This window comes from Mesorhizobium onobrychidis, assembly GCF_024707545.1.
GTDB lineage: Bacteria > Pseudomonadota > Alphaproteobacteria > Rhizobiales > Rhizobiaceae > Mesorhizobium > Mesorhizobium onobrychidis.
In genome coordinates, this window is sequence record NZ_CP062229.1 from 4,065,199 (window position 1) to 4,080,935 (window position 15,737).

The 15,737-nt window shown below is 63.1% G+C and carries 14 protein-coding genes; 8 read left to right on the forward strand and 6 right to left on the reverse strand.

Annotated elements, in window-relative coordinates; all coding sequences use genetic code 11:
- Nucleotides 1-13 precede the first annotated feature (13 nt).
- Together IHQ72_RS20185 and IHQ72_RS20190 are read right to left on the reverse strand one after the other, a co-directional pair.
- Nucleotides 14-2,338 (reverse strand): NADP-dependent malic enzyme, encoded by a 2,325-nt coding sequence (locus IHQ72_RS20185; protein WP_258116767.1) that lies wholly within the window; start codon nucleotides 2,336-2,338, stop codon nucleotides 14-16.
- Between the two features lie 218 nt (nucleotides 2,339-2,556).
- The gene (locus tag IHQ72_RS20190; protein WP_258116768.1) at nucleotides 2,557-3,384 is read right to left on the reverse strand and encodes a LysR family transcriptional regulator; all 828 of its coding nucleotides are present in this window, start codon (nucleotides 3,382-3,384) and stop codon (nucleotides 2,557-2,559) included.
- A 147-nt stretch (nucleotides 3,385-3,531) separates the two neighbouring features.
- On the opposite strand from IHQ72_RS20190, the gene IHQ72_RS20195 reads away from it, so the two are divergent.
- Entirely contained in the window at nucleotides 3,532-4,605 is a 1,074-nt protein-coding gene (locus IHQ72_RS20195) for an alpha/beta fold hydrolase (RefSeq protein WP_258123889.1), read from the forward strand.
- 95 nt (nucleotides 4,606-4,700) lie between these two features.
- Here IHQ72_RS20195 and IHQ72_RS20200 read toward each other — a convergent pair whose 3' ends face one another.
- Complete coding sequence (locus IHQ72_RS20200) at nucleotides 4,701-5,747, reverse strand: LysR family transcriptional regulator (protein ID WP_258116769.1); 1,047 nt, start codon at nucleotides 5,745-5,747, stop codon at nucleotides 4,701-4,703.
- 139 nt (nucleotides 5,748-5,886) lie between these two features.
- On the opposite strand from IHQ72_RS20200, the gene IHQ72_RS20205 reads away from it, so the two are divergent.
- Nucleotides 5,887-6,855: an MBL fold metallo-hydrolase gene (locus tag IHQ72_RS20205; protein WP_258116770.1), complete on the forward strand. Its 969-nt coding sequence runs from the start codon at nucleotides 5,887-5,889 to the stop codon at nucleotides 6,853-6,855.
- Between the two features lie 135 nt (nucleotides 6,856-6,990).
- On the opposite strand, the gene IHQ72_RS37120 is transcribed toward IHQ72_RS20205, so the two are convergent.
- The gene (locus IHQ72_RS37120) at nucleotides 6,991-7,146 is read right to left on the reverse strand and encodes a hypothetical protein (protein ID WP_374120261.1); all 156 of its coding nucleotides are present in this window, start codon (nucleotides 7,144-7,146) and stop codon (nucleotides 6,991-6,993) included.
- Between the two features lie 214 nt (nucleotides 7,147-7,360).
- Nucleotides 7,361-8,140, reverse strand: a complete 780-nt coding sequence (locus IHQ72_RS20215; RefSeq protein WP_258116771.1) for an SDR family oxidoreductase — start codon at nucleotides 8,138-8,140, stop codon at nucleotides 7,361-7,363.
- Between the two features lie 152 nt (nucleotides 8,141-8,292).
- Here IHQ72_RS20215 and IHQ72_RS20220 point away from each other — a divergent pair, with 152 nt between their 5' ends.
- Nucleotides 8,293-9,090, forward strand: coding sequence for a UDP-2,3-diacylglucosamine diphosphatase (locus IHQ72_RS20220; protein WP_258123890.1), 798 nt, complete (start codon nucleotides 8,293-8,295; stop codon nucleotides 9,088-9,090).
- A gap of 110 nt (nucleotides 9,091-9,200) precedes the next feature.
- Nucleotides 9,201-10,418 carry an MFS transporter gene (locus tag IHQ72_RS20225; RefSeq protein WP_258116773.1) on the forward strand — a complete coding sequence of 406 codons (1,218 nt, stop codon included), beginning with the start codon at nucleotides 9,201-9,203 and terminating at the stop codon, nucleotides 10,416-10,418.
- Here IHQ72_RS20225 and dgcA read toward each other — a convergent pair.
- Complete coding sequence (gene dgcA / locus IHQ72_RS20230; protein WP_258116774.1) at nucleotides 10,389-11,372, reverse strand: N-acetyl-D-Glu racemase DgcA; 984 nt, start codon at nucleotides 11,370-11,372, stop codon at nucleotides 10,389-10,391. The genes IHQ72_RS20225 and dgcA overlap by 30 nt on opposite strands.
- A 100-nt stretch (nucleotides 11,373-11,472) precedes the next feature.
- On the opposite strand from dgcA, the gene IHQ72_RS20235 reads away from it, so the two are divergent.
- From IHQ72_RS20235 to IHQ72_RS20250, 4 genes are all read left to right on the forward strand, one after another.
- The gene (locus IHQ72_RS20235; protein ID WP_258116776.1) at nucleotides 11,473-12,660 is read left to right on the forward strand and encodes an MlaE family ABC transporter permease; all 1,188 of its coding nucleotides are present in this window, start codon (nucleotides 11,473-11,475) and stop codon (nucleotides 12,658-12,660) included.
- A gap of 1 nt (nucleotide 12,661) precedes the next feature.
- Nucleotides 12,662-13,483: an ABC transporter ATP-binding protein gene (locus IHQ72_RS20240; protein WP_258116777.1), complete on the forward strand. Its 822-nt coding sequence runs from the start codon at nucleotides 12,662-12,664 to the stop codon at nucleotides 13,481-13,483.
- A 14-nt stretch (nucleotides 13,484-13,497) separates the two neighbouring features.
- Nucleotides 13,498-14,871: an MlaD family protein gene (locus IHQ72_RS20245; protein WP_258116778.1), complete on the forward strand. Its 1,374-nt coding sequence runs from the start codon at nucleotides 13,498-13,500 to the stop codon at nucleotides 14,869-14,871.
- 110 nt (nucleotides 14,872-14,981) lie between these two features.
- Nucleotides 14,982-15,587 carry an ABC-type transport auxiliary lipoprotein family protein gene (locus IHQ72_RS20250; protein WP_441338652.1) on the forward strand — a complete coding sequence of 202 codons (606 nt, stop codon included), beginning with the start codon at nucleotides 14,982-14,984 and terminating at the stop codon, nucleotides 15,585-15,587.
- Nucleotides 15,588-15,737: the final 150 nt, after the last annotated feature.

The following is a 15,737-nucleotide window of genomic DNA, read 5'->3' on the forward strand; positions in this document are numbered from 1 at the left end:
GCGAAAGGCCGTTTTAGCCCAGATTTACCACCGCCTGCGCCTTATGGGCCGCTTCGACCACGGCGAGCGCCGTCATGTTGACGACGCCGCGCGACGTCACCGACGGGGTCAATATATGCGCCGGCCTGTCGGTGCCGAGCAGGATCGGCCCAACATGCAGCGCGTCCATCATCGCGCGCAGCGCGGTGAGCGTGATGTTCGCAGAATCGAGATTGGGGAACACCAGCAGATTGGCTTCGCCCTTCAGCCGCGAATGAGGATAGACGCGCTGGCGCAGTTGCTCCGACAGAGCCGAGTCGGCATGCATCTCGCCGTCGCATTGCAGGTCTGGCGCAATGCGCGCCAGGATCGCCGCTGCCTGCCGCATCTTGAGCGCGCTTGGCGAGTCGCGTGAGCCGAAATCCGAATGCGACAGCAGGGCGGCCTTGGGCTCGATGCCGAAGCGCTGGATTTCTTCGGCAGCCAGCACCGTCATCTCGGCGATCTCCTCGGCCGTCGGATCGACGGTGACATGCGTGTCGGTGAGGAAAATGATGCCGCGCTGCGAGATCAGCATGGAAAGCGTCGACAGGTCATGGTCCTTAATACCGGCGCGCGGGCCGATGATCAGGGTGACATTGCGCAAATGCCGCTCGAAACGTCCTTCCAGTCCGCAGACCATGGCGTCGGCGTCGCCACGCTTGAGGGCAAGTGCTGCGATCACCGTGTTGTCGGTACGCACCATGGTGCGCGCGGCTTCCGTCGTGACACCACGCCGGCCCGCGAGTTCGATCAAAAGGTCGACATAGTGGCGATAACGGGGGTCGTCCTCGGGATTGATCAGGCCGAAATCGACGCCCGGCTTGATGCGCAGTCCGTAGCGTTTCAGCCTGACTTCGATGACATGCGGGCGCCCGATCAGGATCGGCTCGGCGATGCCTTCCTCCAGCACCACCTGGGCGGCACGCAGCACCCGCTCGTCCTCGCCGTCGGCATAGATGACGCGCTTGGCGCTCGACGTCTTGGCCATCGTGAACACCGGCTTCATGACCAGGCCGGAGCGGAAGACGAAGCGGTTCAGCGTGTCGATATAGACCGTCATGTCGGTGATCGGCCGTGTCGCGACGCCGGTGTCGCAGGCGGCCTTGGCCACCGCCGGAGCGATGCGCAGGATCAGCCTGGGATCAAAGGGCGAGGGGATCAGGAAATCGGGCCCGAAGATCGGCGTTTCGCCGGAATAGGCGCGGGCGGCGACATCCGACGGTTCCTCGCGGGCAAGGGCCGCGATCGCTCGCACCGCGGCCATCTTCATCTCTTCGTTGATGGCGCTGGCGCCACAGTCCAGCGCGCCACGGAAAATATAAGGAAAGCAGAGTACGTTATTGACTTGATTGGGGAAATCGGAACGGCCGGTGCAGATCATCGCGTCGGGTCGCGCTGCTCGTGCCGCTTCCGGCATGATCTCTGGCGTGGGGTTGGCCAGCGCCAGGATCAGCGGTTTTGGCGCCATATGCTCAAGCAGCTCCGGTTTCAGCACGCCGGCGGCCGAAAGACCCAGGAAGGCGTCGGCGCCGGGCAGCACGTCGGCCAGCGTGCGCGCCTCGGTGTCCTTGACATAGGGGTCTTTCCAGCGGTCCATTTCGTCGACGCGGCCCTTGTAGGCGACGCCGAAACGGTCGGTGACCCAGATGTTTTCGACGCGCGCGCCGAGCAGGACCAGAAGGTTGAGGCAGGCAAGGGCGGCAGCCCCGGCGCCGGAGGTGACGATCTTGATGTCGGAGATGGTCTTGCCGGCAAATTCCAGCCCGTTGAGCACGGCGGCGGCGACGATGATCGCGGTGCCGTGCTGGTCGTCATGGAAGACCGGTATGGCCATGCGGGCCTTCAGCCGTTCCTCGACCTCGAAGCATTCAGGCGCCTTGATGTCCTCGAGGTTGATGCCGCCGAAGGTCGGCTCCAGCGCCGAGATCGTCTCGACCATGCGCTCGATGTCAGGCGCGTCGATCTCGATATCGAAGACGTCGATGCCGGCGAATTTCTTGAACAGCACCGCCTTGCCTTCCATCACCGGCTTGGAGGCCAGCGGACCGATATTGCCCAAGCCGAGCACCGCCGAACCATTCGAGACGACGCCAACCAGATTGGCGCGCGCCGTGTAGTCGGCGGCGGTTGCCGGATTGTCGCGGATTTCCAGACAGGGCGCCGCGACGCCGGGCGAATAGGCAAGCGCCAGGTCGCGCTGGTTGCCGAGCGGCTTTGTTGCCTGGATTTCAAGCTTTCCAGGCCGTGGATGCTTGTGGAAATAAAGTGCGGCTTCGTCGAGGTCCGACCGGGCTGCTTTTTTGTTTTCGCCTTCCATACGGGCCTCCCTGCGATCCTGCCTTGAAGCCCTTTTAGCATGCAGCGTTGGATTTTCACGATGCCAAATGACGCAACCGCCAATTAGGCGGAAGAATCGTCAAAAACTCATCTATGTCAGATTGTTGCGCTGAAATCCTCACCTGCCTTGTCGCTGCCGGGCTGATGTTATGCGAGCGCATTGCGCGACCGGGGTATGTCCGATCGCGGGCGGTTAAGTCACGTCTGGACGACCTCAAGCAGTTTCCAGACGCTATCGACGATGGCCGGCCGTGGCCGCCGTTTCGCGATCACGGCAAGCGGCCAGGCGGGCAGCGATGCGTCGGCGATCGCTGCATACCGGACGCCCTGAAACATAAGGCGCTGTGTCGATCGTGGCAGCAGGGCCGCGCCCAAGCCGGCGGACACGAGCGAGAGCATGGTCAGTGCCCGCGTTGCCTCCTGGACGATCCGAACGTCGAGGCCAGCCTTGGCGAACGTGTCCATGATGCGGGCATGGAGCGTCGGGCCTTGTGCAGCCGGAAACATGATGAGCCCGTGGCGGGCGATGTCTGCCAGCGTCACCCCGTATGTCTGCCGGTCGTCAGGCAGAACGGCGATAAGATCTTCAGCAGGATAGTCATGGACGTCGAGACGTTCGTCGGTCCCGAGCGGTGGATGCACGAAACCGATGTCGATCTCGCTCCCCGACAACGCCGCAATCTGCTCATTGGTGGACACCTCGATGAGCTTTGGATGGATGTCCGGATATTTCTCGCGAAGCCGGGACAGGAGGTGCGGCAGATGCTCGTAAAGGGCCGCCGACACGAAGCCGATCCTGATCTCGCCAGCTTCGCCGTCATGCGCTGCGCGGGCGACATGAAGCGCCGAATCGGCGTGCCGTATGGATGCTCGAGCCTCTTCCACGAAGGCCGAGCCGGCGCGCGTCAAGGTCAGGCGGCGGTTGGCCCGCTCGAACAGCTTGACGCCGAGCTCCTTCTCCAGTCGCCCGATCGATTGACTAAGCGGAGGCTGCGCCATGGCCAGCCGCAGTGCGGCACGACCCATATGCAATTCCTCCGCAACAGCGAGGAAATGTCGCAAGTGCCGAAGTTCCATATCTTGACGATATCAAAAACCCTCAAACGCGTCATCGATAAGATATCGAATAGCTGGCAGTCTTTGCGGAACGCAATTGCGACCGGAGACGTCATGATGTCCCATTTCACCGTTTTCCCCCTCGTGCTCACAGCAGCCATGATGGCCGCCGCTCCAGCACCGGCAGGAGTGCCGGATCTCGTCCGGGCCGACAGGTTCGTCGAACTTCGGACGGGCGAGCGCCTCTTCCTCCGGGAGGTGCGCCGTTCTGGCGCAGCGTCCGAAGCCAACTCCGCCGTCCTCCTCGTCCATGGCGCACGCGTGCCCGGCGTTGCTTCCTTCGATCTGCCTGCTGCGGGCGGGTCGCTTGCCGCCGACCTCGCGGCGGACGGGCACCTTGTCTATGTCCTGGATATTCGCGGCTACGGCGCATCGAGCCGCCCTGCGGCCATGAACAGTCCGCCGGACAAGTCCGCTCCCCTGATGCGTACCGACGACGTCGTGGCGGATATTTCCGCAGCGGTCGACGCTATCGCGAAATGGAGCGACGTTTCGAGGGTAAGCCTCGTCGGCTGGGCCACCGGCGGACATTGGGCCGGCGCCTACGCCAGCCGGTTTCCGCAGACGGTTGACCGGCTCATCCTCTACAACACCCTGCATGGAGGCTCAGACCAGCACTCCACTCTTGGCACCGGCTCGCCGCTCGAAAATCCCGACCGGGCCGGGACGTTCAATGTCCATACGTTCGGCGGTTATCGGCTGAATACACGTCCGAGCCTATTCACCGCCTGGGACGACAGCATCCCGGTCGCGGACAAGGCCCAGTGGCGCGATCCCGCGGTCGCTGCGGCCTATGGTGATGCAGCACTCGCCTCCGACGAGACGGCGCCGACGCGCCATTCGCAGAGTTTCCGGTCACCAAGCGGCGCCATGGCCGACAGCTTCGAACTCGCGTTCGATCGCCGGCAATGGTCGGCGGCGGCACTCACCATGCCAGTGCTCGTCATCCGCTCCGGACGGGATTTCTGGAGCCGGCCGGAGGACGCGAAGACAATCGTGGACGAAGCACCAAAAGCGGAACGTCTGGACATCCCGGAAGCCACGCACTTCGTCCATCTCGACCGCGACGCCGCTGGACGCGGTGTGTTCCTCGACGCCGTGAAGCGGTTTCTCGATCGGCAGGAGGAATGACCATGAAGGGTAGTTCATGTGTCCTGCGGGAGCAGCAGCCGCAACGGTGTCAGGTCGACCGCCTCCAGGCTTTGCGGCTACCGTCCACCCGACAGCTACTCACCGTGCGGTTGCGGGGCTACGCCTATCTCCGCCGCGCCACATCTCGACTCTCCCGTCTCCGCCATTTCCCTGCGCGTACAAACGTCAGACTTCACCAGGCCGGCGCCGTTTCCTTGGATGTACATGCTTTTTTTGTCATCGATGAACGCACCCATCGCGGCGAGGTGGTCGGCGAAGCCGGCAACGAACCGCCTGACCTTCAACGGAATGAAGCGGTTCGATGGATAGACCGCATGCACATGGTGCGGCGCATAGTGCCAGTCCGGCAGCACATGTTCGAGCAAGCCTTCGGCGATGAGCGGATCGAGTATCACCCTGTGCCCGAGGCCGATGCCGACGCCGGACAGCAACGCCTGATGATTGAGCAGCGAATTGTCAGAGCGCATGGCCGGCCGGATTCGCACCTCGGCCTTTTCGCCGCCCGGGCCGGTGAGCGGCACGACATCGCGTTTCCTGATGTGGGCGTAAAGCAGATAATCATGGTCGGCGAGATCTTCCGGGCGCCGCGGCCGGCCCCTGCGGTCGAGATACTCTGGCGTCGCCGCGAGGCAGCGCCCGATCACGCCGAGCTTGCGCACGATCAGCCGGTCGTCATCGATGGTCCCCATACGGATCGCCACGTCGAGCCCCTCTGCGATCACATCGACGAAACTGTCGGTCAGCGCCACGTCGAGCAACAGTTCCGGATAGGCGCGCTTGAACTCGATCAGATAGCTGCCAAGCACGCCGGCGCCGAAGCTGGCCGGCGCGCCGACGGCAAGACGTCCGCACATCTTCGATTCGAGGCAGCCGACGCTGCGGTCCGCCTCCTCGATGCGCTCAATGATGTCGCGGGCGCGCTCCAGATAACGCCGGCCGGCTTCCGTCGGCGAAACATGGCGGGTTGTACGGTCAAAGAGCCGGACGCCTAGACGCTTTTCCAGTGCGCGGATCTGCTGGCTGACGGCCGGCTGGCTCAAGCCCAACTCGCGCGCTGCCGCCGAGAAGCTGGCGGTATCGCAGGCGCGTACGAAGCTGGTCAGCTCGGTCAAGCGGTCCATGATGGCAACTCTCCGTCGTGATTAATAAACAAGAGTAATAAGACATATAAGGAATCGGCAAGTTCAAAAAGCTGAGCCTATGACATAGACCCGCCTTGCTCCGCCTGGAGCTCTAGATCCCCAAACTGGAGACGATGCAATGCCGCTTTCCCGCCGCCATTTTCTCGCCGGTGCCGGCCTAACCGGCGGCACTCTCCTAGCCAATGTCTCCGTTCCGGCCTTGGCCCGCGCGCCGCTGGTCGACGCTGCAACGCTTGGCGCGCTGCGCCGCAACGTGGGATCGGTCCAGGTTACGGCGCTACTAGACGGCTATATCGACATTGGTTCCGAGTTGGTCATCGGGCTCGCTGAGGCCGATGCGGAGCGGCTGGCTGAGGCCAGCTTCCAGAAGCCCGGACCGCGCCGCGCACCGGTCAATGCCTATCTCATCAATCTGGGCGACCGTCTGGTGCTCGTCGACGCTGGTACGTCGGACAGCATGGGCCCGTCACTCGGCCGACTTCCGGCCGCTATCGAGGCGGCCGGCGTCTCTCCGCACCAGATCGACACATTGCTGATTACCCACATGCATCCCGACCATATCAACGGCGTTCTGACTCCCGCCGGTCAGGCGCTGTTTCCCAATGCCGAGCTCATCGTCACCGCCGCCGATTACGCCTTCTGGCATGACGACGCGAACATGAACCAGGCGCCGGATGGGGCAAGGCCGTTCTTCATCGGCGCCCGCCAGGCCGCCGCCGCCTATGCGAACCGCGTGCGGCAGGTGGGTGGCGAGGGCGAGGCGGTCGGCGCGATCCGCACCGTGCCGCTGCCCGGCCACACGCCGGGCCATGCCGGCTTCATCGTGGAATCGGACGGCGAGGCGCTGTTCATCTGGGGCGATGTCGTGCACATGGCGACCTACCAGTTCGCGCGCCCGGACTGGAGCATCGCCTTCGATGTCGATTCCAAGCTGGCTGCCGAAACGCGCAAGCGGACGCTCGACCGGGTCGCTGCTGACCGGATGCTGATCGCCGGCATGCATTTGCCGTTCCCCGGCATCGGCCATGTGGCGCGCGATGGCGACGCCTATCGCTTCGTGCCGGACGAATGGCCCTATGCACTGTAGTGGCGGCCAGCGCGGGAAGGGGCCATCATAGCCCCGCTGCTCAACACCACACCCGCCCCTGGCCAGCGCAGCCGATGTCTTTGAGACTTCGGACGATAAATCGGCTCCTTTTGGTCTGGCACGGCAGAAGCCTGCTCACCTCCCTCGCGCCGCGCGAAACAGCGACGTCGCCATCGACCGTGCGTCAGCCATCAGCTCAAACTGAACCGGCCGACCACTTTTCTGCTGCACCACGATCGCACGCGTGCGTATCTGCTGACCGACGACCAAGCTTCCGATCTTGATCTTCACGAGGTCGCATCGGTATCGTGGCGATAGGCGCGCTCTGCCTCGGCTGCCAACTATGATCTGTCGCGAAATTCAGTTCTGCACCCGACTTCTGCGACAGATATGATCCATGACGACGGCCACCTGCAAGGCCTGCTTTCAGAGCCGTCACTTCCTGACAAGAACGGCCGAGATGGATCGTCTCCCGGCGTTCCCAGCCTGTACCAAGCGTTAGGTACTAGAACGCGCTGACATAGGCGCCGCCGTCGACCGGTATGTTCTGCCCGGTCAGGTAGCCGGCATGAACCGAGCACAGGAAGGCGCAAATCTGGCCGAATTCCTCCGGCGTGCCGAGCCGCTTGGCCGGAACGTTGGCTGCTGCCTGGGTCTTGCGCACGGCGGCAGCAGCCGGATCTTCGGGGGTGCCGGCTTCATGCGGAGGGCGCAGCCTGTCGGTGTCGTGCTTGCCCGGCAGCATGTTGTTGATCGTCACATTGCGGTCGATCACCGTCCGCGCCACGCCGGCAAGGAACGAAGTCAGGCCGGCGCGCGCGCCGGACGACAGGTCGAGGCCGGGAATGGGAACATAGACCGACAACGAGGTGATGTTGACGATGCGGCCGAAGCCGCGCTCGGCCATGCCGTCGATGACAGCCTGAACCAGTTCGACCGGGGTCACCATGTTCTGGGTGACGCCTTCGAGGATTTTTTCGCGGTCGAGTTCGCGGAAATCGCGAAACGGCGGTCCGCCATTGTTGTTGACGAGGATATCGGGATCTGGACAGGCGGCCAGCAGCGCCTTCTGCACCTCGGGCTTCGACACGTCGCCGACGATCTCGGTCACCTCGACGCCAAATCTTTCGCGCAGTTCGGCGGCGGTCTTCGCCAATTGGTCGGCATTGCGCCCGTTGACGACCAGATCACAGCCGGCCTCGGCCAGCGCCATGGCGCAACCGCGCCCAAGTCCCTTGCTCGAAGCACAGACGATGGCCTTTTTTCCGCGAATACCGAGATCCATGGCGATTTCTCCTCTGATTGGCGCGGCAACCTACTCTTGAGGCTGGACCAATCGCAACCGTCATACGGTTGTTGCATGAATCGGGGCATAGGCTGCACGAGAGCAACGGTGAGAATCCAATGCCTGGCGCAGAGCCCCGCACTTTCCGCAGCATGTTCATCTCCGACGTCCATCTCGGATCGAAGGCGGCGAAGGCCGAGTTCCTGATCGATTTCCTGCGCCATCACGACGCCGATATCATCTATCTCGTCGGCGACATCGTCGACGGCTGGCGGCTGAGACGGAACTGGCACTGGCCGCAGAGCCACAACGACGTCGTCCAGAAATTGCTGCGTAAGGCGCGCAAGGGCGCCAGCATCACCTACATCGCCGGCAATCACGACGAGTTCGCGCGCCAGTTCCAAGGCGTGCATTTCGGCGGCATCGTCGTCGCCGACCGCGCCGTTCACGAGACCGCCGACGGCAAACGTCTTCTTGTCATCCATGGCGACCAGTTCGACACTGTCGTCCACAATGCGCGCTGGCTGGCCTATCTTGGCGACTATGCCTACGACGCGGCCATGCTCGTCAACCGCGTGGTGACGCGGCTTCGCCAACTGCTTGGCCTGCCTTATTGGTCGTTTTCGTCCTGGGCCAAGGTCAACGTCAAAAAGGCGGTGAATTTCATCGGCTCGTTCCAAACCATGCTGACCGAGGAAGCGCGCCGCTCGCATGTCGACGGCGTGATCTGCGGGCACATCCACCATGCCGCGATCGAAAATTATGAGGACGTGCAATACATCAACACCGGCGATTGGGTGGAGAGCTGCACCGCGGTGGTCGAGCATTTCGACGGCCGGATGGAGATCCTGCACTGGGCGCACGTCCTGCCGGAGGCTCCGGTCGGCAGCGAAGTGCTCGTGCCGATCGACATCGTCGACATCAAAGGCAGGGCAGTCCAGGCTGCCTGACGCGATGATGCGTTAGTCCAGGCGGTTTCGTCGCTTTTTTTGCCATGTTATGGGATCGGCGTGCGTTGCTGGCCGGCCGGTCGAATGCTGCGCCGACGGATTGCCTGTTGATGTCCTCCCTGCCGCCGCTTTCACCCGAACAACTCGTCAAGCCGCGTCATTTCGAACTGCGCATGGGCCTGATTTTCTTCACACTTTTCGTGCCGCTCGGAATACATTTGCCATATTTCCCGCTGTGGTTGCAGGCAGCGGGTTTCGATGCCGAGCAGATAGCGGTCATTCTCGCAGCACCAATGTTCCTGCGCGTGGTGACGACGCCATTGCTTACAGCACTGGCCGACAGGGCGAGCGACCGCGCTCATGTCTATGTCGCGCTGATGGCCGCATCTGTGGCTGCGTCCGCCGGTTATTTCCTGACGCCGACCTACGCCATAGTGCTCGCCGTTTCGCTGGCGCTCACCGTGGTCTGGACACCGCATTCGCCGATTGCCGATTCGCTGGCGCTATCGGGTGTGCGCCGCTTCGGCTCCAACTACGCAAGCATGCGCAAATGGGGATCGATCTCCTATCTGTGCGCAAATCTTGCGGGCGGTTTCATCCTGTCGGCGACCGGCGCCCAGGCTGTTCCGATGATCATCTTCGTGGCGTTTGGCGCCGCACTTGCCGTCGGACTGATCGCGCCGCGGCTCGGCCGTCCGCGCCGTGCCTCGCCGCTTTCGGCGGCCGACATCCAGCAATCGGCGCCAAAACTCCTCAACGCCTATTTCCTGTATTTCTCCATCGGCGTCGGCGTCATCACCGCCAGCCACGCGTTTCTCTACGGCTTCGTCTCGATCTACTGGAAATCGATCGGCATCGGCGATCAGGTTGTCGGGTTGCTTTGGGGCTGGGGTGTGGTGGCCGAGATCGGCATGTTCATGGTCTTTACCCGGGTTTTCGGCTCCTTCTCGGTCGTGTCGATCATGGTGATGGCCGGGATAGGCGCGATCGTGCGCTGGATTGCCTTCCCCATGATCTGGCCGCTCGGTCTTGGCATCGCCGGATTCTTCGCTGTCCAGACGCTGCATGCGGTCTCCGTGGCGCTGGTTTTGATCGGCCTGCAGAAAATGATCGGTGAGACGGTCGCGGAGGAACGCACCGGGGCCGCGCAAGGCATCGCCTATTTCTCCAACGGCTTTTTCACGGCCGTGGTGACGCTCATGTCCGGGCCTCTGTATGACCGCTTCGGCGTGGATGGTTTTTTTGCCATGGTTCCGATCGCCTTGGTCGGCCTTGTACTGATCGGGCTTGCCGCGCGTTCAGCCCCACAGCGCCGCATCGGGCGGTGACACCAGTGAACCTTGGTAGACGAGACCGGGAACACGGTCGCGGGCAAGCAGCAGCGGCCCGTCGAGATCGACGAAATCGGCATCCTGCGCCAAGAGCACGGCCGGCGCCATGGCCAATGACGTGCCGACCATGCAGCCGACCATGATGGCAAAACCCAGTTCGCGGGCGCGATCGCGAAGGACGAGAGCAGCGGTCAAGCCGCCCGACTTGTCGAGCTTGATGTTGACGGCATCGTAAAGGCCGACAAGCGAGGCAAGGCCCCCGGCCTCATGCACGCTTTCATCGGCGCAGATCGGCACCGGATGCGCGATGTGGCGAAGGATGCCGTCACGGCCCGCCGGCAGCGGCTGTTCAATCAGGGCGATGCCGTATTCGGCGGCAAAGGCGAGATTTGCAACGATGTTGTCGTCGCTCCAGCCCTCATTAGCGTCCAGGATGATGCGGCTCGCCGGTGCCGCCTCTCTAAGCGCGCGGATACGGGCCATATCGTTGTCGCCGCCGATCTTGACCTTGAGCAGCGGGCGCTGGGCGTTGGCGCGGGCCTGGGCTGCCATCGCTTCGGGCTCACCGAGCGACAGAGTGTAGGCCGTCTCAAGCGCCCTCGGCGGAGCCGTGCAGATGCTGAAAGCGACCGGCTTGCCTGTGATCTTCGCCTCCAGGTCCCATAGCGCGGAGTCGACGGCGTTGCGCGCCGCGCCCGCCGGCATGGCGTCGAGCAGCGCGGCCCGGCTGATGCCGCCTTGAATCTGCTCCCGCATCGCCTCGATCGCATCGCGCACACCGTCCATCGTTTCGCCATAGCGCTTATAGGGCACGCATTCGCCGCGCCCGCTATGGTTGGCTTGGCTGATCGTCACTGTGATGACCTCGGCCTCGGTCTTCGAACCGCGCGAAATGGTGAAGGTCCCGGCGATGGGAAAGCGCTCGGACTCGACCGAAATGACACGCGCCATATTTTTCTGCTCCGGCTGTGCGACAACAAGCTTGTCGGCAAATCGACAGGTGGGTTTCGTCAGGTTAAACAGACTGGCCCGTCAGGCTAAACAGGACGCCATGTTGACGATCCGCAAACGCTTCGCAAGCGGCACGACTGCCAAGGAGGCCGACCACCAGCCGCGCGTTGTGGTCGGCGAGGAGGACGGCGTTCTCGGCTGCGCTTTCTCCGGAAACTGGACGACGCGCACCGTGACGCTGGTCGACGCCGAGATGCGCAAGATCGAGAAACGCAGCGGTTTCCAGACGCTGGCGCTCGACCTTTCGCACATCGAGAAGATGGATACCGCCGGGGCCTGGGTGATCGACCGTCTGGTCAGCGCCTTCGAAAAGAAGGGTGTGGAAATCACGATGCAGGGGCAAGGCGAGATTGCCTCGATCCTGCTCGGCGCCGTCGGTGACGCGGTTCGACGCGAACCTGATTCCGGCACCGTTAGGCCGCCGAATATCATCATTCGCGGGCTCGAGGCGGTTGGCCGGCGCGTCTATGAGATGCGTGACGATTTCCTGGCCGCGATGAACATACTGGGCGCAACGATACGCGGCTCGCAGATGAAGCTTGGCCGCGGCCATGCGGTCAATCCGGCGGCGATCTTCAACCAGATGGACCGCATGGGCGTCGGCGCCATCCCGGTGGTCGTGCTGATGTCGGCCATCGTCGGGGCGATCGTCGCTCAGCAAGGCGCCTATCAGCTCAGCTATTTCGGCGCCGATATCTTCGTCGTCGACCTGGTCGGCGTGCTGATCCTGCGCGAGCTCGGCGTGCTGATGACCGCGATCATGATCGCCGGCCGTTCGGGCAGCGCCATTACGGCTGAAATCGGCTCGATGAAAATGCGCGAGGAGGTCGACGCGCTGAAGGTCATCGGGCTCAATCCAATCGGCGTGCTGGTGTTTCCGCGGCTGGTCGCGCTGGTGATCGCACTGCCTTGCCTGACGATCATCGCCAATTTCGCCGCACTTGGCGGCGGCATCGCGGCGGCATGGCTCTATTCCGACATCGCACCGGCCGCCTTCATCGACCGGCTGCGCGTCGCCATCGATCTCAGCACCATCTTTGCCGGGCTGATCAAGGCGCCGTTCATGGCCATGATCATCGGCACGATCGCCTCGGTCGAAGGCATGAAGGTTGGCGGCAGCGCCGAATCGCTGGGACAACACGTGACCGCTTCGGTGGTGAAGTCGATCTTCGTGGTCATCATCCTCGATGGGCTTTTCGCCATGTTCTACGCAGCGATCGAGTTCTGACATGGCGACGCAGGGCAGCACAAAGGCGACTGGGGTTGCGGAAGGGGCCGACGAAGACGAGATCGTGCTTTCCGCGCACGACATCACCGTGTCCTTCGGCGACAAGGTCATTCTCGACAGATTGTCGCTCGATATCAGGCGCGGCGAGATCCTCGGCTTTGTCGGCGCCTCTGGTGCCGGCAAGTCGGTTCTCCTGCGCACCATCCTCGGCCTGGTGCACAAGCAGTCGGGAACGATCAAGCTGTTCGGCGTCGATGTCGAAAAGGCGAGCGAGAGGGAGCGTCTTCGCATCGACATGCGCCTTGGCGTCCTCTTTCAGCACGGCGCGCTGTTTTCGGCGCTCACGGTTCTCGAAAACGTGCAGGTGCCGATGCGCGAATATCTCGATTTGCCGAAAAAGCTGATGGACGAGCTGGCGATGCTCAAGGTCGAACTGGTCGGGTTGCCGCCGGATGCGGCGCAGAAATTCCCGTCCGAGCTTTCCGGCGGCATGATCAAGCGTGCGGCGCTGGCGCGCGCCCTGGCGCTCGACCCCGACATCGTGTTCCTGGACGAGCCGACATCCGGCCTCGATCCGATCAGCGCGGCTGAGTTCGACGAACTGGTCGTCAAGCTGCGCGATACCATGGATCTGACCGTGTACATGGTCACGCACGATCTCGACACGCTGTTCACCGCTTGTGATCGGGTGGCCGTGCTCGGCAACAAGAAAGTGCTGGTCGAAGGCACGATCGACGAGATGCTCAGAAGCGAGGAACCCTGGGTGAAATCCTATTTTCGCGGAAAACGTGCGCGGCAACTTGATCTTGCGGCCCGCGCGTAGCCATAAGTGGATAAATGGAAACCAGAGCCAACTACGTCATTGTCGGCATTTTCACGCTAGCCGCGATCCTGGCAGCATTCGCGTTCGTCTATTGGACGGCCGCGATCGGCGAGAGGGGTGAGACGGCGATGCTGCGGGTGCGCATTCCGGGATCAGCTTCCGGTCTCGGCCGCGGCAGTTTCGTGCTGTTCAACGGCGTCAGGGTTGGGGATGTAAGGCGCGTCTATATCGACCTCGCCAACCCGACCGCCGCCATAGCCGAAGCCGAAATAGGCCGCACGACGCCGATCACCAAATCGACGCAGGCCGATATCGGCCTTGCTACCCTCACCGGTCAGGCCAATATCGAACTCAGGGGCGCCGACCTCAAGGAGGTCAACCTTCTCGACCAGGCGGAGGCGGAGGGCCGCGTCGCCGAGATCGTCGCCAACCCGTCGGCGGTCACCAACCTGTTGCAGACAGCCCAGAACATCTTCACCCGCGCCGATACGGTTCTCACCCAGCTCGAAGGCTTCACCAGGGACGTTCGCGGGCCGCTGACGCAGACCGTCAACAATGTGCAGACCTTCTCCGACGCGCTGGCCAAGAACTCTGACGGCATCGACAAATTCCTCGCCAGCGTCAGTTCGCTGTCGGACGAGTTGAGGGGCGTCTCGGGCAAGCTCGACGGCACGCTGAAGGCGGCGGAAGGGCTGCTCAACGCCGTCGACAAGGATCAGATCAAGAGCATTGTCGCCAATGTCGATATGGTGACCGAGAACCTGAAGGAAACCAGCAAGCAGTTCGACACGGTCGTCAGGAATGTCGACACCGCGGTGGGATCGATCAACGATTTCGCCCAACGGACGCAAGGCACGCTGGCCAAGGTCGACGGCGTTCTCGACGGCATCGACCCGGCACAGGTTCGCACCGCGCTGACCAACATCCAGAAGGCCAGCGAAAACGCCAACGAGGCTGCCGCCGACATCGCCAAGGTTACCAACAAATTCGCCAACCGGGCCGACGATATCGACCAGACGATCAAGGACGCGCAACAGCTCGCGGAGCGTCTCAACGACGCTTCGGTGCGCGTCGACGGCATCCTCGCCAAGGTCGATACATTGCTCGGCTCAGGCCAGGCCGACGGCATGATAGCCGATGCCAGGAATACGCTGAAATCGTTCAAGCAGGTCGCCGACACGCTGAACGCCCGCCTCGGCACCATCACCGACAATCTGGCGCGATTCTCCGGTCAGGGCCTGCAGGACGTCGAGGCGCTGGTCCAGGACAGCCGCCGTTCGATCAGCCGCATCGAAGAGGCGGTGACGGATCTCAGCCGCAATCCGCAGCGGATCCTGTCAGGCGGCGAAGGCGAGGTTCGGCAATTCGACGGCAGGGCGCGGCGTTGACTTCGGCTTTCGCCCGCCCCAAGAACAGCAGGCAAGTGCACTGCGGAAGCGGATTGCTCATACGATTCGGGGGACAACGGGGATCGCGTGTGAAGTCGGTGGTGCTTAAATTGGGCGGGGTCAAATCGGGCGGGCTCAAAGCGGGCGTGGCATTGCTTACGCTTTCGCTAGCCGGTTGCGCGTTTTTGCCGGGCGGCGGGCCGGCGCCCCTGGACACATTCGAACTGTCGGCGCCGCCGCTCGATGCGCGCGGCCGCAGCCGCCGCCAGATCCTCATTGCCCAACCCTCCGCGCTCAAGGCGCTGGACAGCCAGAACATCGTTATCAAGCCGTCTGTGCATTCGATCCAGTACCTCAAGGGCGCGCAATGGGCCGATCGGCTGCCGCTGATCGTGCAGGCGCGGCTGGCCGAGACATTCCAGCGCTCGGGCAGCTTCGCCGGTGTCGGCAAGCCGGGCGAGGGGCTGGCGATCGACTATCAGGTGATCGTCGAAGTCCGTTCCTTCGAAGTCCGGGTTGACGGCGGCGAACATGCCGAGGTCGAGCTGTTCGTGCGGATACTGAACGACCGCAATGGCGAGGTGCGCGCCTCGAAGAGCTTTACCGCGACCGCGCCCGTCTCCGGCGGCGGCAACCAGGCCTATGTCGGCGCGCTCGACCGCGCATTCGGCGATGCCGCCAAGGACATCGTCCGCTGGACCGATTCGGTGATCTGATACAGCCGGAACTGCCGGGCGCAGCTTAGGATCAAACTCAATCACCTGGCTGCCGCCAATGGCCGAGACGGGTGGGGAACTGCCGTCCGTTTCGACGACTGGAACGAGCAGGGAGCGCCAATTACCGACCTTCCCGGCGCTTCTCCAAAG